Origin of the sequence: Paracoccus contaminans (assembly GCF_002105555.1) — a bacterium.
GTDB classification, from domain to species: Bacteria; Pseudomonadota; Alphaproteobacteria; order Rhodobacterales; family Rhodobacteraceae; genus Paracoccus; species Paracoccus contaminans.
The window spans coordinates 1,044,766-1,067,314 of sequence record NZ_CP020612.1; the positions used below are offsets into that span (position 1 = coordinate 1,044,766).

Annotated in this window: 15 protein-coding genes; 8 read left to right on the forward strand and 7 right to left on the reverse strand. The window is 68.6% G+C overall.

What is annotated here, in order from left to right:
• Nucleotides 1–541: 541 nt before the first annotated feature.
• From B0A89_RS05015 to B0A89_RS05025, 3 genes are all read right to left on the reverse strand, one after another.
• Nucleotides 542–904 (reverse strand): YbaN family protein, encoded by a 363-nt coding sequence (locus tag B0A89_RS05015; protein ID WP_085377197.1) that lies wholly within the window; start codon nt 902–904, stop codon nt 542–544.
• 1 nt (nt 905) lies between these two features.
• Nucleotides 906–2,309, reverse strand: coding sequence for an adenosylhomocysteinase (ahcY, locus tag B0A89_RS05020; RefSeq protein WP_085377198.1), 1,404 nt, complete (start codon nt 2,307–2,309; stop codon nt 906–908).
• Nucleotides 2,310–2,420: 111 nt separating this feature from the next.
• Nucleotides 2,421–2,855, reverse strand: a complete 435-nt coding sequence (locus B0A89_RS05025) for a hypothetical protein (protein ID WP_085377199.1) — start codon at nt 2,853–2,855, stop codon at nt 2,421–2,423.
• 282 nt (nt 2,856–3,137) lie between these two features.
• Between B0A89_RS05025 and B0A89_RS05030 the strand changes: the two genes are divergently transcribed.
• From B0A89_RS05030 to opgC, 5 genes are all read left to right on the forward strand, one after another.
• Complete coding sequence (locus tag B0A89_RS05030) at nt 3,138–5,081, forward strand: autotransporter assembly complex protein TamA (protein WP_085377200.1); 1,944 nt, start codon at nt 3,138–3,140, stop codon at nt 5,079–5,081.
• A complete protein-coding gene (locus B0A89_RS05035) occupies nt 5,081–9,958 on the forward strand; it encodes a translocation/assembly module TamB domain-containing protein (protein WP_085377201.1) in 4,878 nt (1,625 codons plus the stop codon). Before B0A89_RS05030 ends, B0A89_RS05035 begins: the two co-directional genes overlap by 1 nt.
• A 459-nt stretch (nt 9,959–10,417) precedes the next feature.
• Nucleotides 10,418–11,932: an OpgD/OpgG family glucan biosynthesis protein gene (locus B0A89_RS05040; RefSeq protein WP_157115247.1), complete on the forward strand. Its 1,515-nt coding sequence runs from the start codon at nt 10,418–10,420 to the stop codon at nt 11,930–11,932.
• 157 nt (nt 11,933–12,089) lie between these two features.
• Entirely contained in the window at nt 12,090–14,108 is a 2,019-nt protein-coding gene (mdoH, locus tag B0A89_RS05045) for a glucans biosynthesis glucosyltransferase MdoH (RefSeq protein WP_240558645.1), read from the forward strand.
• The gene (opgC, locus tag B0A89_RS05050; protein WP_085377203.1) at nt 14,105–15,223 is read left to right on the forward strand and encodes an OpgC domain-containing protein; all 1,119 of its coding nucleotides are present in this window, start codon (nt 14,105–14,107) and stop codon (nt 15,221–15,223) included. Before mdoH ends, opgC begins: the two co-directional genes overlap by 4 nt.
• A gap of 47 nt (nt 15,224–15,270) precedes the next feature.
• On the opposite strand, the gene B0A89_RS05055 is transcribed toward opgC, so the two are convergent.
• Genes B0A89_RS05055 through B0A89_RS05065 form a run of 3 tightly spaced genes read right to left on the reverse strand, consistent with a single transcriptional unit; the run spans nt 15,271 to nt 19,381 of the window.
• Nucleotides 15,271–15,594, reverse strand: a complete 324-nt coding sequence (locus B0A89_RS05055) for a DnaJ family domain-containing protein (RefSeq protein ID WP_085377204.1) — start codon at nt 15,592–15,594, stop codon at nt 15,271–15,273.
• An 11-nt stretch (nt 15,595–15,605) separates the two neighbouring features.
• The gene (locus B0A89_RS05060) at nt 15,606–18,662 is read right to left on the reverse strand and encodes a valine--tRNA ligase (RefSeq protein ID WP_085377205.1); all 3,057 of its coding nucleotides are present in this window, start codon (nt 18,660–18,662) and stop codon (nt 15,606–15,608) included.
• A gap of 59 nt (nt 18,663–18,721) precedes the next feature.
• Nucleotides 18,722–19,381 carry a DUF6766 family protein gene (locus tag B0A89_RS05065; RefSeq protein WP_205949776.1) on the reverse strand — a complete coding sequence of 220 codons (660 nt, stop codon included), beginning with the start codon at nt 19,379–19,381 and terminating at the stop codon, nt 18,722–18,724.
• 356 nt (nt 19,382–19,737) lie between these two features.
• Here B0A89_RS05065 and msrP point away from each other — a divergent pair, with 356 nt between their 5' ends.
• Complete coding sequence (gene msrP / locus B0A89_RS05070; RefSeq protein ID WP_157115248.1) at nt 19,738–20,625, forward strand: protein-methionine-sulfoxide reductase catalytic subunit MsrP; 888 nt, start codon at nt 19,738–19,740, stop codon at nt 20,623–20,625.
• The gene (locus tag B0A89_RS05075) at nt 20,625–21,245 is read left to right on the forward strand and encodes a protein-methionine-sulfoxide reductase heme-binding subunit MsrQ (RefSeq protein WP_085377207.1); all 621 of its coding nucleotides are present in this window, start codon (nt 20,625–20,627) and stop codon (nt 21,243–21,245) included. The genes msrP and B0A89_RS05075 overlap by 1 nt, the downstream gene beginning before the upstream one ends.
• Before the next feature lie 18 nt (nt 21,246–21,263).
• Here the strand turns inward: B0A89_RS05075 and B0A89_RS05080 are convergent, their stop codons facing one another.
• Nucleotides 21,264–21,530, reverse strand: coding sequence for a hypothetical protein (locus tag B0A89_RS05080; protein WP_085377208.1), 267 nt, complete (start codon nt 21,528–21,530; stop codon nt 21,264–21,266).
• 183 nt (nt 21,531–21,713) lie between these two features.
• On the opposite strand from B0A89_RS05080, the gene B0A89_RS05085 reads away from it, so the two are divergent.
• Nucleotides 21,714–22,508, forward strand: a complete 795-nt coding sequence (locus B0A89_RS05085) for a Crp/Fnr family transcriptional regulator (RefSeq protein ID WP_085377209.1) — start codon at nt 21,714–21,716, stop codon at nt 22,506–22,508.
• Nucleotides 22,509–22,549: the final 41 nt, after the last annotated feature.

The window sequence follows — 22,549 nt, forward strand, 5'->3', positions numbered from 1 at the left end:
TGCGCGTCCACTCAGGCAGGGCTGCCTTTAGTTGAAGCAGATCAACAAGAAGCAACGCCGCTGGGTCAGTGCCTGCGGGTGAAAAGGGAACGGGCCGTGCCTTGCGCACCTGTTGGCGATGCGCCGAAAGGCTTGGGATCGGCGCCTGCTGCCGGACCCGGAGCGGGCTGCCGGAGAGGCCAGGCATCGCAGGCAGCGTTGCCTCTTCGATCAGGAGCAGCGATCCCGTGTGGGCCAACGCGCTTGCCTGCCGGCACAGCATCGCAGCCTGGCCAAAGCACCGGAACAGGCTGCCCCGTACCAGCAGCTGCCCCCTTGATCGGGCACCCCAAAGCATAGGCGACCGGCCCTTATGGCACCCCTTCCTGTTCGCTTCCTGCCGCGGCGCGGGATAGCCGCTGCTGCCCGGCGGCAGCAGGGCAGATCACGGGATCACGGAACGAGGCGCGGCAAAGAAACGCGCCGGCAAGGGATCGCTCCGCGCCTCATGGCCTGAGCGCATGACGTTGCCGGATCGCCGCCCCCGCTTGCGCGGCGGCGGTCAGTGTTCCGGCGGCGCGGGGCGGGACAGCACATAGGCGCTGACCAGCGTCAGCACTGCAACCTGCGCCAGCCACCACGGAAAGGCCAGGATGAAAAAGCTGATGGACAGCCCTGCCGCCATGCTTCCCACCGCCAGCAGCTTGACCCGCGGCGCAATCGCCCGGTGTTCCTGCCAGTCGCGGATCTGCGGACCGAACACGGGATGGTTCAGCAGCCGGTCGCGAAAGCGTGGGGACGAGCGGTTGAAGCCATAGACCGCGACGATCAGGAACGGCACCGTCGGCATGATGGGCAGGACCGTGCCGACGATCGCCAGCCCCAACCCCGCAAACCCCACCATCCACCAGAACCATGCACGCATGTCAGTAGCGGTAGTGATCCGGCTTGAAAGGCCCCTCGACCGGCACGCCGATATAGTCGGCCTGCTGGGGGCTCAGCTCTGTCAGGCGGACACCGATCTTGTCCAGATGCAGCCGCGCGACCTTTTCGTCCAGCGCCTTGGGCAGGATATAGACGCCCGGCCGATATTCCTCGGCGCGCGTCCAAAGCTCGATCTGGGCCAGAACCTGGTTGGTGAAGGATGCCGACATGACAAAGGAGGGATGCCCCGTCGCATTGCCGAGGTTCAGCAGGCGCCCCTGGGACAGCAGGATGATCCGGTTGCCCGAAGGCATCTCGATCATGTCCACCTGATCCTTGACATTGGTCCACTTGTGGTTGCGCAGGGCGGCGACCTGGATCTCGTTGTCGAAATGGCCGATGTTGCCGACGATGGCCATGTCCTTCATCGCGCGCATATGCTCGATGCGGATCACGTCGCGGTTGCCGGTGGTGGTGACGAAGATGTCCGCGGTGGCGGCGACATCTTCCAGCCGCACGACCTCGAACCCGTCCATGGCGGCCTGCAGCGCGCAGATCGGATCAACCTCGGTCACCTTGACGCGGGCGCCTGCGCCGCGCAGGCTGGCCGCCGATCCCTTGCCAACATCGCCATAGCCGCACACGACCGCGACCTTGCCGGCCATCATCACGTCAGTGGCACGGCGGATGCCGTCCACCAGCGATTCCTTGCAGCCATATTTGTTGTCGAATTTCGACTTGGTGACGCTGTCGTTGACGTTGATCGCCGGGAAGGGCAGCAGCCCCTGCTTGTGCAGATCATAGAGGCGATGGACGCCCGTGGTGGTTTCCTCGGAAACGCCCCGGATCGCATCGCGCTGGGCGGTGAACCAGCCGGGCGACTGGTCCAGGCGCCTGCGGATCTGGGCGAACAGCGCCTCCTCCTCCTCGGACTGGGGGGCGGCGATCAGCCCGGCTTCGCCCGCCTCGACCCGCGCGCCCAGCAGGATATACAGCGTCGCATCCCCGCCATCGTCCAGGATCATGTTCGCCGTGCCTTCGGCGAACTGGAAGATGCGGTCGGTATAGGCCCAGTATTCGGGCAGCGTCTCGCCCTTGACGGCAAAGACGGGGATGCCGGCGGCGGCGATGGCGGCGGCGGCATGGTCCTGGGTCGAATAGATGTTGCAGGACGCCCAGCGCAGATCGGCGCCCAGCGCCGCCAGCGTCTCGATCAGCACGGCCGTCTGCACCGTCATGTGCAGCGATCCGGCGATCCGCGCGCCTTTCAGCGGCTGGCTGGCACCATATTCCGAGCGCAGGGCCATCAGGCCCGGCATTTCGGTTTCGGCAATGTCCAGTTCCTTGCGGCCGTAATCAGCCAGCGAAAGGTCACGGACCAGATGATCGTGAGCGGCTTCGGTCATGGGCGTGCCCCTGCAGGATTGTTCGCCGCGCCTTGTCACGAACGGCCTGCAAAGGCAACGCGCTTTGCAGCATGTTCTGCAGATGCAGGCGCGGCCTGCGGGGCAGCCCGCTCAGCCCAGATCGACTTTGGCGTAGAACGCGAGCGGATTGGTTCCGTCCTGATAGCCGATTCCCGATGCGATAACGCATTGCGTGCCATCATTGCGGCCCAGCACGAGCGTCCAGGTTCCCATCAGATCGGAGCCCCACAGCTGCGTGCCGTCGGCCCGGTGCGTGACGGGCTGTTCGTCGAATTCGGAGCGCAGGGAATGGGCGACCGCGGCGGCACTGTCGCACCAAGGCTGGTCGCTGCTCGCCTCGGCCGAAAGGGGCAGCGTGCGCGCAAGTTCAAGGACGGCCGGCCCCGTCAGCCCGGCAACCGCCGTCCAGCCCTTGATGGGCGCAGACTGAAGCACCGCAGGCTCGACAGAGGACTGGGCGACGGGCGCGCACAGCAGCGTCACGGCAAGGGCGGCGAAGGCGGGCAGGTGACGAAAACCGGACATTGGACAAACTTTATACTTGACATTGCGGATCGCAGGCTGTGCTGCATCATCCCAACCCGCTCGGCGGTAATGGGTTCCCCCCTGGTTTTTCCCAACGCTCTTGACTTCTGCGTGAGGACGCGCCCGGCGCCGGCAAAAATCGCCACTGCTCAACAGCTTGGCCGACAGCCCAGGGGTGCCGGATGCCTTGCGCTGCATCGTTCAGGGTAGCGCGGCTGCCTTTTCTTTGCCACAACAGGCCAACGACAGGCACCGGCATAACGGGCACGAGCGGGCAGGCAGATGGCAAACTGGTGGACCAGGGGGGTCGCGGCGGCGGCGGCAGGGTGCCTGCTGACGGCGGGCGCAGGCGCGCAGACCGGCACGCAAGGAGCCGCGTCCGGCTCGGCATCGGGCGGGGTGTCCGGGTCGGGATCGGGGTCGGCATCATCGGCATCCTCGCCGCTGTCGCGGCTTTTCGGCGGCGGCGACAGGGTTGCCAATGCGCCGGTCGATCTGGTGTTCCGCGTCACCGACAACGATGCGGCCCTGGCACGAAAGCTGCGCCAGACCTCGCTTCTGACCGGCGCGCTGGCCGAAGGGCGCAGCAGCGGGCAGGACATGCTGGCGGCCGCGCGGGCCGATTATTCGCGCCTGCTGGGCACTCTGTTCGACGAGGGGCGCTATGACGCCGTCATCGACATCCGGCTGGACGGGGTCGAGGCGGCAGGCATCGCGCCGCTGGACGCGCCCCGCTTTGTCCATCAGGTCGTCGTCACCGTCGATCCCGGCAGCCCCTTTCATTATACCCGCGCCGAGATCGCGCCGGTGGCACCGGGCACCGCGCTGCCCTCGGGCTATCGCCGGGGCGAGGTGGCGCGCACCTCGGACATGAAAAGCGCGGCGCGCGCCGGGGTCACGGGCTGGCGCGAGCAGGGCCACGCCAAGGCCGATGTCGCATCGACCGACATCATCGCCGACCACGAGGCGCACAGCGTGGAAAGCCGCATCGCCCTCACCCCCGGTCCGCTCGTGCGGTTCGGGCAGCTGGCGGCAAGCGGCAACAAGCGCCTTTCCACGCGCCGCCTGCTCAAGATCGCGGGCTTTCCCGAAGGTCAGCGCTATGATCCCGACAAGCTCGAGGAGGTGCGCAAGCGGCTGCGCCGGTCGGGCATCTTCTCGGCGATCACCCTGGAAGAAGCCCCGGTTCTCGGCCCCGGCGATGCGCTGGATGTCAAGCTGACCGTCATCGAGCAGAAGCTGCGCCGGATCGGCGGCGGGTTCGAGATATCCAGCGTCGATGGCGCGGCGGTCAGCGGCTACTGGCTGCACCGGAACCTGCTGGGCGGGGGCGAGCGGCTGCGCGTGGATGCAGAGGTCAAGGACATGGGGTCCGGCACCTCGGGGCGCGATTACAAGCTGGGCATCCGGCTGGACCGTCCCGCGACCATCCATCCCGACGTGACCGGCTTTGTCGATGCCCGCACCGAACGGCTGCGCGAGGAGGATTATGACCTAGACCTGGGCGTTCTGGGCGTGGGGCTGTCCTGGATGCCCAATGACCGGGTGCTGGGCGAGACGCGGCTGGAATACCGCCGCTCGCGCGTGGTGGACGACGCGGGAACCGAGGATTTCACCGTGCTGGCCCTGCCCGCCAGCCTGACGCTGGACCGGCGCAAGGACGAGACGACCGATCCGCGGCGCGGCTATTGGCTGGCGGCCACCGCCACCCCCTTCCTGGGGCTGGGCGACACGGGCAGCGGGCTGCGCATGGTGGGCGAGGGGCGGGCCTATCGCAGCTTCGGCGCGGCCGAGCGGTTCACCCTGGCCGGCAGGGCACGCGCCGGCTCGATCCTGGGATCCGATCTTGCCCGTACGCCGCGCGATTACCTGTTCTATTCGGGGGGCGGCGGTTCGGTGCGCGGGCAGCCCTATGAATCGCTGGGCGCGCAGGTGATCCAGGGGCCCGATGGCCCGGTCAAGACCGGGGGGATGAGCGTGGCGAACGTCACCGGAGAGTTGCGCATGCAGGTGCGCGAAAAGATCGGCATCGTCGCCTTTGCCGATGCCGGCGAGGTCTGGACGGACAGCGGCTTTGGCGGGGACACCGACTGGCACGCCGGCGCGGGGCTGGGGGTGCGATACAAGACGCCCATCGGCCCGATCCGGCTGGACATCGCCGGCCCGGTCGCGGGCGACACGGGCGAGGGCGTTCAATTCTATCTCGGACTGGGACAGGCATTCTGATGAAACGCATCCTGCTGGCCCTGTCTTTGGCCCTGCCCCTGTCGCTGCCCGTGGCATTGCCCGGCCCGGCGATCGCGCAGGACGCCCCTGTCCCGCCGCCGGCCGCGGCCCAGGGGACCGACAGCGGCGCGGATGCCGCCGGCCGCGACATCGCTGCCGCTGCGGCCGCGCTGTCGGCCGAGGATGACAAGGGCTTCATCACCCGCTTTCTGGAACGCAACCTGTCCGGCGCCGGCCGGCAGGTGATCATCCGCGGCTTTGAAGGCGCGCTGTCCTCGCGCGCGACCTTTGCCGAACTGACCATCGCGGATGCCGACGGGGTGTGGATCACCCTGCGCAACGGCGCGATCCAGTGGAACCGCTCGGCCCTGTTCGCCCGGCGGATCGAGATTCAGGAGCTGTCGGCCGAGGAGATCGTGCTGCCGCGCCTGCCCGCCGGCCAGAGCCGCGCCCGCACCGCCGAGGTGCGCGAATTCGCGTTGCCGACGCTGCCGGTCGGCATCACCATCGACCGCATCGCTGCCGGGCGCGTGTCGATCGGGCAGCCTGTCTTCGGCGAGGCGGCGGATGTCTCGATCGACGGCTCGATGAACCTGGCAGGGGGCGAGGGCGCGGCCCGGCTGGCGATCAACCGCGTGGACGGCAAGCACGGCGTCTTTGCGCTGGACACCGCCTATTCCAACGCGACCACCAATCTGCGGCTCGATCTGGCGCTGGACGAGGAAGAGGGCGGGCTTTTCGCCAATATCGTCAAGCTTAACGACCGCCCGGCGGTCAAGGCGCGGATCAGCGGCGAAGGACCGCTGCGGCAGTTCGGGGTTGACCTGCAACTGGCGACCGACGGGGTGGACCGCGTCACCGGGCGCGCCTCGGCCGCCGCGCAGGCAGGGCCTGACGGCACCCCCGGCACGGCCTTCCGGCTGCAGCTCAGCGGCGACGTGGCCAGCCTGCTGCCCCCCGACAACCGGCCTTTCTTCGGCACCACCTCGCGGCTCGAGGCCGAGGGCTGGCGGGGCGAGAGCGGGCGCATCTCGGTCCCCTCGCTGCTGGTCCATACCGAGGCGCTGGACCTGACCGGATCGGTCAGCACCAATGACAAGGGCGCGCCGCAGGCGGTGGCCCTGCAGATGAAGCTGGGCCAGGATGCCGGGGCACCCACGCTGCCCGTGCGCCTGCCCTTTGGAGGCGAGCCGACCTATGTCCATTCGGGCAGCCTTCAGATCGGCTATGACGCGGCCCGCTCGGACGCATGGACGCTGACCGGGCGCCTGGGGGATGTCGCCCAGAACGGCAACCGGATCGGCGCGCTGACCCTTGACGGGGGCGGCACCGTGGCCATCGTGGAGGGCAACCCCGTCCAGGCGCTGGGCCGGCTGCGCTTCGGCATCGAGGGGCTGGCACTGGCCGATGCGGGCCTGCAGCAGGCGCTCGGCACGGCCATCAGCGGCGAGACGGGCTTTGATCTGGCCCAGGGCAACGCGCTTGACCTGTCGGGGCTGACCATCAGGGGCGAGGGCTTCGGCCTGAAGGGCGATATCCGCGCCGACGGGCTGCGGTCGGGCATCACCTTGTCGGGTGAGCTTGATGCCGATCTCGGCGCGCTGGATCGCCTGTCCACCTTGGCGGGGCGGCCGCTGGCCGGCAGGGCGCATGCCCGTATGCGCGGGCTTTACACGGTGCTGACGCACGGCTTTGACGCCGAGGCGCAGATCACCGGCGATGACATCACCGTAAACCAGCCGCAGATCGACCGTCTGCTGGGCGGGCAGTCCAGCATCGTCCTCAGCGCCCGCCGGGACGAACGCGGGATCGATATCCGCGATCTGACGGTGAACGCGCAGCGCCTGACCGCCCGGGCGCAGGGGCTGGTTTCCAGCGCGGCCTCCGACCTCAAGGCAAGCCTCCGGCTCTCCAGCCTGACCGATGCCGATCCGGCGATGGCCGGCGCCCTGACCGCCGAGGCGGCGATGACAGGGGCCGAGGGCGGGCGCCGGATCACCCTTTCCGGCGAGGCGACGGATCTGGCGCTGGGGGTCGAGCGGCTCGACACGGCCCTGAAGGGCCGCACCAGCCTGACCGCCATCGCGCAGGAAAAGGACGGGGCCTTTGCGGTCGAGACGCTGCGCCTGGCCAATCCGCAGATCACGGCGGATGGCAAGGGCAGCTTTGCCGCGGGCGCGCTGGATGCGGCGCTGAATCTCGACGTGCCCGATCTGCGCGCCTTCGGGATGGGGCTGCAAGGCTCGCTCAAGGCCAGCGCCAATGCCAGCGAACGCGGCGGGGTGCGGGTGATCGAGGCGACCGGCACCGGCAAGGATCTGCGCTTGGGGCAGCAGGACGTGGACGGCGCGCTGACCGGGACCACCGATTTCCGCCTGTCGGCGGAACAGAAGGGATCGGCGATCACCATCCGCGACCTGCGCCTGACCAATGAGCAGATGGCAGCCCATGTGCAGGGGCTGCTGGCAGACACGGGAACGAACCTGACCGGCAATGCCGAAATCCGCTCGCTTGCTGCCTTCGGGCGGGGCTGGCGCGGGGCGCTGCGGCTTGACGGCAGCGTGACCGACGATGGCACCGGCACGCGGGTGATCGCGCTGGACGGCACCGGGCAGGACCTGTCGCTGGGACAGCGCAACATGGACGGGATGCTGTCGGGGGAAACCCGGCTGAACGTGCGGGGGACCGAACGGAACGGTGTGCTGGACATCAGCCGCGCCGCGATCGACAACCCCAAGGCCAGGGCCGAACTGACCGGGACGGTCGGGGGCGGGCGCACCGACCTGCGCGGATCGGTGGACCTGGCTGACCTGTCGGCACTGGGGCTGGGCTGGCGCGGATCGATCGATGCAAAAGGCAGCTTTGGCGATGACGGCACCGGCGTGCGGCGGCTGGCGGTGGACGGGACGGCCAATGACCTGTCGCTGGGCCAGGCCCAGGCCGATGCGGCACTGGCCGGCCCCACGCGGCTGACGCTGCGCGGCAGCGAACAGGGCGGCATCCTGACCATCGAGCAGGCGAGGGCCGAGAACGCCCGGCTCAGCGCCTCGGCGCAGGGCAAGCTCGCAGCCCGGGGGACCGACCTGACCGCAGCGTTGAAGGCCCAGAGCCTTGCATTCCTTGGCCGCGGCATCGGCGGGTCGGTCGATGCCCGCGCCCGTCTGACCGACGCCGGCGATGGGCGCCGGATCACGGCCGAGGGGACGGCCAGCGGGCTGCGGGTCGGCAATGCCAAACTCGATCCGCTGCTGTCGGGGCAGACGCGTTTTGACCTGGCGGCGGTTCGCTCGTCCCAGGGGGCGATCACGCTGGAGCGGATGAACGCCGCGAACGGGCAGCTGCGCATCGCGGCGAACGGCAATCCCGGAACGGGGCTGGCCGTGGATGCCGGGCTGTCCGATCTGGCGCTGCTGGTGCCGGGCCTGCCCGGCCCCGCCACGGTCAAGGGAACCGTCCGCCAGGGCGCCGCCGCCTATGAGGTGAACCTGGCCGCCACCGCCCCCGGCGGGACGCGGGCAAACATCGCCGGATCGGTGGCGCGCAACCTTTCATCGGCCGATATCCGCGTCTCGGGTGTCAGCGATGCCGCGCTGGTCAATCCGCTGCTGCGCGTGCGGTCCATCGAAGGCCCGGTCGATTTCGATTTGCGGCTGAACGGTGCGCCCTCGCTGGCCAATGTGACCGGGCGGGTCAGGCTGCCCGATGCCCAGCTTTCCGATCCCAAGCTGGGCCTGCGGGTGGAAAACCTGTCGGGCAGCGCCGAGCTGAACGGCGGCCTCATCCAGGTCAATGCCTCGGGCAATGTCTCGGGGGGCGGGCGTCTGACGGTCAGCGGCCCGGTGGACCTGCGCGGCGGCACGCGGCTGGACCTGACGGCCCGGCTGGACGGCGTCACGCTGCGCGATCCGAACCTCTATCAGACGACGGTTGATGGCACGGTGCGGATCTCGGGCGATCCGGCGCAGGGGCCGCTGGTATCGGGAACAATCAACCTGGGCGAGACAGAGATCCGCATCCCCGCGAGCGGGTTCGGCGGCGCCAAGACGATCCCCGACATGGTCCATCTGAAGGACCGCCCCCCCGTGCGCGCGACCCGCGCCAAGGCCGGGCTGCTGCCGTTTCCCTCTGCCGACAGCCGCATCGCCGGCATGACCGCACCCCCGGCGACGCCGCCCGCCAATCCGGCCCGGCTGGACCTGACGATCAACGCCCCCCACCAGGTCTTTGTGCGCGGCCGGGGAATCGATGCCGAGCTGGGCGGCGCGCTGCGCCTGACGGGCAATGCGCGCGCCATGATCCCGGTGGGGCAGCTTGAGCTGATCCGCGGCCGGATCGACCTGCTGGGCAAGCGCTTCGACATGACCGAGGGGCTGATCGAGCTGCAGGGCAGCATGGTCCCGGTGCTGCGGCTGGTCGCGCAGACCGTGCAGGATTCGATCACCACCCGCATCATCGTGGACGGCGACATCCGCGACCCCGACATTACCTTCGAATCCGATCCCGAACTGCCGCAGGAGGAAGTGCTGTCCCATCTGCTGTTCGGGCGGGGGCTGGACAGCATCTCGGCCCTGCAGGCGGCGCAGCTGGCCAATGCCGTCGCCGTCTTGGCCGGCCGGGGCAGCGAGGGCATCGTGTCGAGCCTGCGCAATTCGGTCGGGCTGGACGATCTGGACCTGGCGACCGATGATGAGGGCAATGTCTCGGTCAGGGCGGGGAAATACATCTCGCGCAATGTCTATACCGACGTGTCGGTGGACGCGGACGGCAAGTCGCGCATCAACCTCAACCTCGACGTGAACGACAAGGTGACGGCGCGCGGGTCGATGGCCAGCGACGGGGAAAGCACGCTCGGGCTGTTCTATGAAAGGGATTACTGACCACCCCGCAGCAGGGGATTCGCCTCAGGCCAGGGTGCAGATGCAGGGGGCGGCCTGTGGGCGCCGATCAGCCCGCCGGCCGCCGCGCTGTGGCGCCGGCCGGCGGAACAACGCAGGCTCTTGCGGGCGAATCGCTCTCCGGCAGGCGCTGGGCCGTCTTGCCCAGGGCCGCGGCAGAATAGTCATCGCAAAAGGCGCCCGGGATGGCGCCACCGGCAAGACAAGGGCGCCGCATCCGGGCATGCCCGCGGACTGCCTGATCCCGTGCCTGACGGGCGCGCCGCCCTGAGGGGAAATCCCGGACAGGCTGGATTCGAGGCATCTGCCGCCATCGGCATCATTCCAATTACCCTGCTGCCCGCCAGCCCATGCGGCGGGCAGCAGGGCTGCTGACAGCATTCTTGCAGGCTGACCCGGCTTTGACTAACAACCGAAGGCATTTGTAAGGGCGGGGTCACCGTGGAACGTCGAGTCTTTCTGGGAACGATGACCGCGGCGCTGGCCGGCGGGGTGGTCGGGGCGCGCGCCCAGACGGCCGCGCCCTTCGGCTTTGAGGAGGTCGCGCGGCTGGCCGCCGATCTGGCGCGCGCCGGCTTTGCCCCGCCGCAGGAAAGGCTGGAGCCGCCCTTCGCCGATCTGGGCTATGATGCCTATCGCGGTATCCGCTTCAGGCGCGAGGCCGATCCCTGGCGGGATCTGGGCCGCTTCGGCCTTGATCTGCTGCCGCCGGGGATGCTTTTCAACGTGCCGGTGCGGATCAACCTGGTCGAGAACGGCGTTCCGCGGAACCTGCCGTTCGACCCTTCGGTGTTCGAATTTTCCCCGAACGGCTTTCCGCCCGATGCGGCAAAGGCGGCGCCCGGCGACATGGGCTGGTCGGGGTTCCGCCTGCGCACGGTGCTCAACCGCCCCGGCCTACTGGACGAGCTGGCGGTGTTCCAGGGGGCCAGCTATTTCCGCGTGATCGGCCGCGGTAATGTCTATGGCCTGTCGATGCGCGGACTGGCGATCGGGACCGGCAGCGCCCAGGGCGAGGAGTTTCCCGCCTTTCGCGAGTTCTGGATCACCAGCCCGACGCCGGACAGCGAATCGCTCACGGTTCTGGCACTGCTGGACAGCCCGTCGGTGGCCGGCGCCTATGAATTCGTGCTGACGCCGGGGACCGATACGGTCGTGAACACGCGCCTTGCGCTGTTCCCGCGGCGCGAGATGGCGGATGCGGGCATTGCGCCGCTGACCTCGATGTTCTGGTTCGGGCCGGGCGATCGCGGCAATGTCGATGATTACCGGCCCGGCGTTCATGACAGCGACGGCCTTCAGATGGTGACCGGCGGGGGCGAGCATCTGTGGCGCAGCCTGTCGAACCCGGCGGCGCTGCAGATTTCCGCCTTTTCGGATCGCGATCCCCGCGGCTTCGGCCTGATGCAGCGGGACCGGCGCTTTTCGTCCTTTGAGGATGCCGAGACGCGCTATCAGGACCGCCCTTCGGCCTGGATCGCCCCCGAGGGCGACTGGGGCCAGGGCAGCGTGGTGCTGATCGAGATCCCGGTCGATACCGAATTCAACGACAATATCGTCAGCTTCTGGCAGCCGGCCCAGCCGCTCGCCGCAGGGGTGCGGCATGATTTCGCCTACCGCATGGCAATCGGCATGGCGCCCGCGCCCAGAACGCCGATCGCCCAGGTGGTGCAGACCCGATCGGGGCTGGCCGTTAACGGCCGCGCAACGCGCAGCTTCCTGATCGACTATGACCTTGCGCCCTTTGTCGATCAGCCCGATCCGGTCGCCAGCGTGACCGCCTCGGACGGGGCCATTGACCATGCCTATGTCATGCGCCTGCCCGAGGCGGGGGTGATGCGCCTTGCCTTCGAGTTCCGGCCCGAACGGGCCGAGCTGGCCGAACTGACCGCGCGCCTCGACAGCGGCAATGTCCGCATGAGCGAGACCTGGCTCTATCGCTGGACCAGGGAATAACGCCGTGAACCCCGAACAGGCGGCCGATCCGGGCTGGGCAGGCACCGCGGCTTTGCAGGCGGGAACGGCAACGCGCGCCGCAGGTTCTGCGCCCATGTCCGGCGCTGCGGGCGACCGCGCCTTCTTGCCGCCGGTCCCCCCCGAGGCGCCCCTGGCCATGCCAGTCCAGGATTTTGCGGCCCCCCCGCCCCCCGGCCCCGCGCGCGAGCGGCCTGCCCCATCCGTCCTTCTGGCACGGCTGATCGCCTTTGGAGGCTGCGCGCTGATCGTGGCGCTGGGCTTTTGGCAGATGCTGCTGGTCTTCGGCGGCCAGGTGCAGCCGTTGCAATGGGCGCTGCTGGTGTTCTTCACGCTGACATTCGGCTGGGTGGGGTTCAGCTTCTGCTCGCTTCTGGCCGGGCTGATCGCGCAGCAACCGCAGACTCCGGCCGATCCGGGGGAGGCGCGCATCGCGGTGGTCATGCCCGTCTATCACGAGGATCCGGCCGACAGCATGGGCCTGCTGGCGGCGCTGGCGGACGAGCTGGCGGCGGCCGGCATGGCGGACCGGGCGGAAATCTTCGTGCTGTCCGACAGCCGCGATCCTGATTTCTTCGCGGCCGAGACGCTGGCCGTGGCCGCGCTGCGCGAGACCTGCCCCCTGCCGGTCTGGTATCGCCGCCGGACCGACAACACCGGCCGCAAGGCAGGCAACATCGCCGAGTTCGTGCGCCGCTGGGGCGGGTGTTATGACCAGATGGTGGTGCTGGATGCCGACAGCGTGGTCGGCGGCACCGTGATCCGGGAGATGAGCGCGCGGATGTCGGCCGACCCGGCGCTGGCGCTGATCCAGACGATCCCGATGCTGGTCGGCGGGCAGACACTGTTTTCCCGCGTGATCCAGTTCGCCGGCCGCGTCTATGGGCCGCCCATCGCCCGCGGCGTTGCTGCATGGTCGGGGGATGACGGCAACTTCTGGGGCCATAACGCGATGATCCGGGTGCGGGCCTTCGCGGCCTGCTGCGGCCTGCCCGAGCTGCCGGGCAATCCGCCCTTCGGCGGCACCATCCTGTCCCATGACTTCGTCGAGGCGGCGCTGCTGCGCCGGGCGGGCTGGAAGGTCCGGCTCGACTGGGACCTGCGCGCCAGCTATGAGGGCAGCCCCCCGACGCTCTTGGACATGGCGGTGCGCGAACGGCGCTGGGCGCAGGGCAACCTGCAGCATCTGCGGCTGATCGGGGCAAGGGGCTTCAGCTGGATCAGCCGGGTGCATTTCACCATCGGAATCCTTGGCTTCCTGATGAGCCCGGTCTGGCTGGCGATGATCCTGGTCGGGCTGGCGCTGACCGCCAAGGTGATCCTGTCAAAGCCCGAATATTTCCCCAACAGCTATCAGCTGTTCCCCGACTGGCCGACATTCGATTCAACCCGGATGACATGGCTTCTGGCCGCCGCCATGGGGCTGCTGCTGGTGCCCAAATTCGTCGCCGTGATCCGCGCCTGGCGGCGGCCGCTGGCGGCCAATGCGGGCGGACGCTCGCGTATCCTTGCCTCGGCCCTGTTCGAAACGGTGCTGTCGGCCCTGATCGCGCCCGTCCAGATGCTGATCCAGACCCGCCAGATCGCCGAGATCCTGCGCGGCCGCAACTCGGGCTGGGAAAGCCAGGTCCGCAAGGGCTCGATGCCGCCTTGGCGGCTGGTTCTCAGCCGGCACTGGATCCATGTCGCCTCGGGGCTGGCGGTGCTGGCCGTCGTGGCGATGCTGTCGCCGGGCCAGCTGATCTGGCTGTCGCCCATCCTGGCCGGGCTGATCCTGTCGCCGGCGATCTCGCGCTGGACAGCCTCGCCCGTGTTCGGACGCTGGGCGCGGATGGCGGGCCTGCTGGTCACCCCCGAGGAACGGCAGACCCCCGAGCTGCTGGTTGCCTCGGGCGCGCAGATCCGCCGCCTTCGGCAGGACGGCTCGGCGACGCTGGCGCTTGGCGCCGATCCGGCGGCGATGGCGCGCCACAGGGCGCTGCTGGCGCCGCTGCCGGCGCGTCCGGCGGCCGAGCGGCTGCCCGCGATCGCCGCGGCCGCCAAGATCGCCGCCGCATCCTCGCAGGCCGAGGCGCTGTCATTCCTGGACCGCGGCGAAAAGGCTGCCCTGCTATCCGATCCCCATCTGCTCGCCGCCTGGGCCGCCCTGCCCCGATGAGCCGGATCGCCTGGCTGGACATGCTGCGCGGCTATGCGCTGCTTTGCATCATGCTGAACCACATGCCGCTGGGCTGGCTGCGCCAGTTCACGCTGGGCAATTTCGCGGTGTTCGACGCGGCCGAGCTGTTCGTCCTGCTGTCGGGGTTTCTGGTCGGGCTGGTCTGGATCAAGGTCGAGGCGCAGGACGGCCGGCGGACCGCCCAGTGGCGCTTTCTGCGCCGGGCCGCGCAGGTCTGGTTGGCGCTGGTGATCGGCGGGGTGCTGCTGGCGCTGCTGTCGCGGGGGCTGTTCGCGCTGGGCCTGAACCATACCGCGATCTGGTCCGAATATGCGCGCTGGATCGTGACATATCCGCTGCCCTATATCGGCACGCTGGCCCTGTTGTGGATGCAGCCGAACCTGCTGGACGTGCTGGCGTTGTATGTCATCCTGCTGGGGCTGGCGCCGGTTACGGTTCCGATGCTGCTGAACAGGCCCCTGTGGTTCGGTGCGGGTTCGCTCGCGCTGTGGCTGGCGGCGGTGCCGCTGAACGCGGCGCTGCCCAATCAGCGGGTCGAGGGCGGGCTGCTGTTCAATCCCTTCGGCTGGCAGATGCTGTTCTTTGCCGGCGTGGCGATGGGCGCGTTCCGCCGCCGCTTCATGCCTGCGCTGCTGCGCCGGGCGGGCTGGATCACGGCCCTGGCCGCTGGCGTCTCGCTCTACAGCCTGGGCATGGCGGCGCTGTGGCGGCTGGGTCCGGGGGGCAAGCGGCTGGCAGACGTGATGTGGAACGCGGTCGGGGTGGTGGACAAATGGTCGCTCGACGGGGTCCGCTTCGCGGCGATCATCGCCGCAAGCTGGCTGGTTGCGGTTCCCTGTGCGCCTGCGCTGGCGATGATGGCGGGCACGCGGCTGGGCCGGGCCGCGGCGCTGATCGGCCGCGGAGGATTGTTCTCGTTCGTCGCCTGCGTGCTGCTTTCGGTGCTGGGCGATGCGCTGGCGATGAACCCGCCGGGCGCAGGGGCGCTGCGCCGGATCTGCATCGACATATGGACAATCGCCGCGCTGTGGCTGCTGTCATTCCTGTGGATGAACCGGCCGGGGCGGCGGCGGCAGATGCCCGCCCGTGCCTGACGGCACCCCGGCCCCGGTGCAGTGCTGACAAACACCGGGCGGACGGCTTATCCGCGGGCAGAGCGCCTGCGCGCATCGGCCATGACGCCGCGCTTGAGCTCCATCAGCGCGATTCGCCGCCCCAAGGCGCGGCGCTCGGCCTCATCCTCGATCTGATCCATCACGGCGCGCTGGACGGCGATATCCTTGGCCAGCTGCATCTCGGGCGGCAGAAAGCCGCCATCGGCCATCATCCGGTGCAACACGTCATCGGCCGATTCGCGCAGCCGCACCGGGTCGAGCGGCCGCCCCTCGCCCGCAAGGCCCGACAACTGCCCCTTTGCGGCGGCCTCGTCGGTGCGGCGCAGGGCGATCCGTTCGAACCAGTGCATCGCGTGTTTCCCTAAAGGGCCTTGAGCTGCTGCAGCGCGGCGCGGATGCGGGCGATGTCCTCGTCCAGCTCGGCCAGACGGGCGCGGGTTTCCTCGATCACCTCCGGCTCGGCATTCTGGGCAAAGCGAGGATTGGACAGGCGCGCGCGCAGCCCTTGGGCATCCTTGTCGGCCTTGCCCAATGCCTTTTCCAGCCGCGCGCTTTCCGCGCCGGCGTCGATCACATCGCCGATCGGCAGCGCAAAGGACGCGCCGGGCGCCGCAACGGCGATCATGCCGCGCCCCGCCGCCCCGTCACGGGGGGCGTTCACCCGCGCCAGCCGTTCGATCAGCGGCCCATTGGCCGCCAGGGCGGCACGGGCGGCCTCGTCGGCCTCGGTCACGATCAGGTCCAGCCGGGCGGCGGCCGGCACACCCATCTGTGCGCGGGCCGACCGCACCGATTCGATCAGCCCGATGACCCAGTTCATCTGCCGGTCAGCCGCCTCGTCGATCAGCTCCGCCCCGTATTCGGGCCAGTCGCCATGCACCAGCATCTTGCCCCGCGTGCCGGTCAGCGCCCAGATTTCCTCGGTCACGAAGGGCATGACCGGGTGCAGCATGGTGATCGCCTGCTCGATCACCCAGGCCATGGTGGCGCGGGTTTCCGCGGCATGGTCGCCGTCGAACAGCGGCTTGGCCAGCTCGACATACCAGTCGCACAGCTTGCCCCAGACAAAGCCGTAAAGGCTCAGCGCCGCATCGTTGAAGCGATAGGCTTCAAGCGCCTCGTCCAGCGCCAGCCGGACGCGCGCCGTCTCGCCCATGATCCAGCGGTTGACGGTGTGCTGGGGGTCGGGGCGGGTGGGCGCGCCGGGAAAGACGCCGTTCATCTCGGCAAAGCGGACGGCGTTCCAGATCTTGGTGACGAAGTTGCGGTTCGCCTCGACGTGTTTCGGCCCCAGCTTGGGGTCGCGCCCCTGCGCGGCCATGGAGGCCAGCGTAAAGCGCAGCGCGTCGGCGCCGTATTCGTCGATCAGGTCCAGCGGGTCGATGACGTTGCCCTTGGACTTGGACATCTTGGCGCCCTTTTCGTCGCGCACCAGCCCGTGGACATAGACGTTCCGGAACGGCACCTGATCCACCACCGCCAGCTGCATCATCATCATCCGGGCGACCCAGAAGAAGATGATGTCAAACCCGGTGATCAGCGTGTCGGTGGGGAAATAGCGTTTGAGTTCATCGGTCTGTTCAGGCCAGCCGAGCGTGCCGATGGGCCACAGGCCGGACGAGAACCAGGTATCGAGGACGTCGGGGTCGCGTTCGATCCGCACTCGACGAAGTGTGTCGTCGTTCCCAAACCCCCCGCCCCCAGCACCCGGCAGAGCCGACGGGGGAAAACCGGGCAGCACACCCTCATGGCCGTGCTGCGTTTCGTCAATCTGGACGTTAGGACCGTAGTACTGCCGAGCCGCTTCAGACACTTCGTTCCATGAAGGGCCGCAGAACTGCTGCCCTTTCGCGTCAACGATATCGCTGAAGCGCAGCTTGGTGCGGTCGGCGCCATCATGCAGCTTGGGCCCATACCAAACCGGAATCTGATGCCCCCACCAAAGCTGGCGGCTGATCGTCCAAGGCTCGATATTCTCGAGCCAGTGGAAATAGACCTTCTCGTGCTGCTCGGGGATGATCCGGGTGCGCCCCTCGCGCACCGCGTCGATGGCGGGCTGCACGATCTTGGCCGTGTCCACGAACCATTGGTCGGTCAGCATCGGCTCGATCACCACGCCCGACCGGTCGCCGAAGGGCTGCATGATCGGCTTGGCGTCCACCAGCGGGCGGCGTTCCAGATGCTCGGCGCCGGTTTCCTTGTCGATTTCCTTGTGCAGATACCAGACCGCCAGCCCCTCGGCGTTGATCTGGTCGATGACAGCCTTGCGCGCCTCATAGCGGTCTAGGCCACGCAGATCCTCGGGGACGAGGTTGATCTGGCTGACATCGCCAGCCTCGCGTTCGCCCCGCGCGATCTGACCCGCGATCATGGCCGATTCCTCATAGGACAGCCCGTCCGACCGCATCCGCGCCTTGCCGTCCATCAGCGCATACAGCGGGATACCGTTGCGCTGCGCGACGCCATAGTCGTTGAAGTCATGCGCCCCGGTGATCTTGACCGCGCCCGATCCGAAATGCGGGTCGGGGTATTCGTCGGTTATGATCGGGATCAGGCGGCGGTGTTCCTTTGGCCCGACCGGGATTTCCACCAGCTTGCCGATGATGGGGGCATAGCGCGCATCGTCGGGATGAACCGCCACCGCGCCGTCGCCCAGCATGGTTTCGGGCCGCGTCGTGGCGATGGCGATATAATCGCGCGTCTCGCGCAGCGTCACGTTTCCGTCGGCGTCGCGTTCGACATATTCATACGTCTCGGCGCCGGCCAGCGGATACTTGAAATGCCACATATGGCCGGGAACCTCGCGGTTCTCGACCTCGAGATCGCTGATCGCGGTCTCGAAATGGGGGTCCCAGTTGACCAGCCGCTTGCCGCGGTAAATCAGCCCCTTGTCATACAGGTCCACGAAGACGCGGATCACGGCGTCGTGGAAATTGCCTTCCTCGCCCGCCGGGGCGCCGGGGGCGCCGGACATGGTAAAGGCATTGCGGTCCCAGTCGAGGCTGGCGCCTAGGCGCTTGAGCTGGCCGATGATCGTGCCGCCCGATTCCTGCTTCCACTTCCAGATCTCGGCGGTGAAATCCTCGCGCTTCCAGTCCTTGCGCGGGGGCTTGCCCTCGGCCGCCATCTTGCGCTCGACGACCATCTGCGTGGCGATGCCGGCATGATCCTGCCCCGGCTGCCACAGCACGTCATGGCCGCGCATCCGGTGCCAGCGCACCAGGATGTCCTGCAGCGTGTTGTTCAGCGCGTGCCCGATATGCAGGCTGCCGGTGACGTTGGGCGGCGGGATGACCACGGAAAAGGCCGGCGCCCCCGGTCTTGCATTGGCCCCGGCGGCAAAGGCGCCGGTGCGTTCCCATTGCGCGGCGATCCGCGCCTCGGCGGCGGCGGCGTCGAAAGTCTTGTCCATGCTCATCGTCCCCTGGCTTGCACCGGACTTAGCGAAGCCGGGGCGCAGGGCCAAGGGGCAGGCGGTCAGCCGCCCGTCTGCGCGTCCGGGGCCTGGACAGGCTTGGATTCGGGCGATCCCACTTGCCGCAGGATGATGGACAGCAGCACCAGAACCCCCGTGGACAGAAACTCGGACTGCCAGTTCTGCATCGATTCGAACCACATCCGGGATGAGCCGAGATATTGCCACATTGTCTGCGGCGCCTCGCCCTCGCGCATGGCTTCCTCTAGAAAGTCGCGCCAGCTGCCCAGCAGGTGCAGCACGAAGGACAGGATGAACAGCGCGCCCAGCGCCAGCCCCAGCGAATGGGCGTAAAGCCAGCCGCCGATGCCGGGGCCGGGCTGGTCATTGCCGCGGCCCGGATCATCGGGGTCGCGCGATTCGGCCGAGCCGCGCTGGAACAGCATCGCCGTCAGCACGACATAGACGCCCATCTGCAGGAACTCGCTTTCCCAGTTCTCGAACAGCGCCGACACAAAGCCCGCGCTGACGATATAGCCGCCGAGCGTGGGCAGAGGCGCACCGTCGCGCAGCGCCTCGTCGATGTCCTGGTGCCAGCCGGCAAGGATCATGCCGGCCAGGCTGCCCAGGAACAGCAGCCCAAGGGCGATGCTCAGCCCGTTGTCGCGCAGAAATCGCCCCATCGCGGCCTCCTTCAAGATGATGTCGCGCTGGACGGTCATCCGGCCCCCGACAGGCTGTCCATGCCGCGGCAAGGGGGCCGGACATGGCCCGGCAGGGCGGCGCGCCCCGGCGGCCGGGGCGCTGCAGACAATTGTGTTGCCAACGGAAACGCCCGGCCCGGCCAGTCGGAAAACCGTGCAGGACAGGCGCCGGCGGGGCGGGCAGCGGCGGGTCGGGGGGCCGTCCCTTGCACAAGGGCCATGGCGCCTTGCGCGGCAGGGCGGCGGCCGCCGGCTCACACAGGTTTGAAGGGGCGTGTGCCAGGAAGGGCCGATGGGCACTTGGCTGCGCAGGCCCAAGGGCCACAATGGCCGCGCGCCCGGCATCCGGTCAGGCATCTTGGAAGGATGAACCGATGAGGCTCGACTGGTCAGACGTGACGCCCGAGGCGGTCTTCATGAATCGCCGCGCTTTCCTGGCGGCGGCAGGCGCGACGCTGGCGCTGCCGCAGGGCGCGGGGGCCGCAGGGGCGCCGGCCGAGGACAAGCCCAATACGCTGGACGAGATCACCCACTACAACAATTTCTATGAATTCGGCACCGGCAAGACCGATCCGGCCGAATATGGCGGCAGCTTCCAGCCCCTGCCCTGGTCGGTGCAGGTGGACGGTCTGGTGGACCGCCCCGGCAGCCGCGCCCTGGACGAGATCGCCCCGGCCCGCGCGGTCGAGGACAGGATCTATCGCCTGCGCTGCGTCGAGGGCTGGTCCATGGTGATCCCGTGGAACGGTGTCCCGCTGGCAGGGGTGCTGAAGGCTGCGGGCGTGCAGGCAGGGGCGAAATGGGTGGCCTTCACCTCGGTCCTGCGGCCCGAGCAGATGCCGGGCCAGCGGCGCGGCGTGCTGGACTTTCCCTATGTCGAGGCGCTGCGGCTGGACGAGGCGATGCACCCGCTGACCCTGCTGGCGACGGGGGTCTATGGCAAGCCGCTGGCGGTGGCGAACGGGGCGCCGATCCGGCTGGTGGTGCCGTGGAAATACGGGTTCAAGTCGGCCAAGTCGATCACCCGCATCACCCTGACCGACACCCGCCCGCCGACGACCTGGAACATGCTGCAGCCCCGTGAATACGGGTTTTACGCCAATGTGAATCCCGATGTCGATCACCCGCGCTGGAGCCAGGCGAGCGAGCGGCGGATCGGCGGCGGGCTGCTGGGCGGCCGTCGCCCGACCCTGATGTTCAACGGCTATGCCGATCAGGTGGCCTCGCTTTATGCGGGAATGGACCTGGCGCGGGATTACTGATGCACCCCGCCTTGGCTGCCCGCATCAGCACGGCCCTGCGCCGTGTGCCCATCGCGCTTGTCTGGGCGATCGGGCTGGTGCCGGCGGGATGGATCGTTCTGGACCTGATGCAGGGCCGGCTCGGCGTCGATCCTGTCCGGACCATCGAACACCGGCTGGGCGACTGGGCGCTCTATCTGCTGGTCGCCGGGCTGGCGCTGACGCCGGTGTCGCGGCTGTCGCGGATCAATCTTGCACGGTTCCGCCGGCCTATCGGCCTGCTGGCGGCCAGCTATGCCGCCGCGCACCTGTCGGCCTGGGCCGTTCTGGACATGGGTCTTGACTGGTCCCTGATGGGCCGCGACATTCTCAAGCGGCCCTGGCTGACGCTGGGGATGGGCGCGGCGCTGGCGCTGGCGCCTCTGGCGCTGACATCGAACAACCTTTCCATCCGCCGGCTCGGCGCAGCCGCATGGCGGCGGCTGCACCGGCTGGTGTATCTGGCCGTTCCCCTGGCGGGCCTGCATGCGCTGCTGTCCGGCAAGGTGATCGAGCCGATGCCGGTGATCTGCCTGGCCCTGACGGCGCTGCTTCTGTCAACCAGGCTGAGCCGCCGCATCGTCCCCGCCCGCCAGCGCTGAGGCGGGCGGGACGCCGCGTCAGCCCTTGGCCGCGGGGTCGGGCTTGCCGGCCGTGCCGGACGAAGCCTCCGGGGCGTTCTGGCGGATCATCGCCTCGGCATGGGCACGCTGGGCGGCGCTGGCCGGGCCTGTGCTGCCGGCCTCGGCATCGGTCCCAAGGGGGGCCGCGGCGATTTCCGATCCGTGGATATCATCGGGCTCATGCGAGCGGGCGATCGCCTCTCGCTGCTGGGCGGCGGTCGGGCCGGGCGGGCTGGCGGGGCGGGACGGATCGGGGTTGGACATGACGGACCTCGCTTGGGAATACCAAAGGTGAACGCGCCCCCTGCCCTCATGGATCCGCCGGCCCTGCGGATGCGGGCCAGGCTGTCCGGCGGAGTCGGTCAGGGGACTGACCTGACGGAAATGATGGGATATGGGTCGATAATCTGTTAGCGAGCAGCCAACCTCGCCCGACCGGAGGAATACGTGTCTGCTGGAATATCACTGGATCAGTCCTATCCCAATCTGTTCACCCCCGAAGATCAGGTATTCGTCCGGGCGCTTGAGGATGATCCGGTTTCCATCCCGCCCCGTCATGCCCTGACCCTGCGCGGAGAGCCGCTGAGCCATGCCGCCTATCTGACCAGCGGCTTTGCGGGGCGCTTTCGCGCCGACTGGACCGGGCGCAGGCAGCTTTTGTCGCTGCACATCCCCGGCGATTTCATCGACCTGCCCAGCTTCATGCTGTTCCGGCTCGACCATGACATCGACAGCTTCAACGCCATCACATGCGCCCGCCTGCATCATGACCGGATTGCACAGATGCGCGTGACCATGCCGCATCTTTACGACTGCTTCTGGCGCATCTCGCTGATGGACTCCGCGATCCAGCGCTATTGGGCGTTCCGGGTGGGGCGGCTGGTCGGGCGGGCGCGCATCGCCAATTTCTTTGCCGAGATCTTTGCCCGCATGTTCGCGCGCAAGCTGTGCGGCACCGACGGTTTCACGCTGCCGCTGACGCAGGCCGATATCGGCGAGGCCTGCGGCATGACGCCTGTCCATGCCAACCGGATGCTGGGCGAGCTGCGCGAGGAAGGCACCTGCACGCTGGAAAACGGAAGGCTCGTGATCCACGATCTGCGGCTGCTGGCCAGTGTAGGCCAGTTCGAATGGGATTATCTCTACCTGCCGCCCCAGGCAGAGGCCGAACTGGCCGACCTGCTGGGCGCGGGGGCAACCAGGCAGCGCCGCCGCGCCCCGGCGCCAGCGCCCAGGACCTGAGCCCGCCAGAACCGCCGCAGCAGCCCTTGGGCCATCCGCCC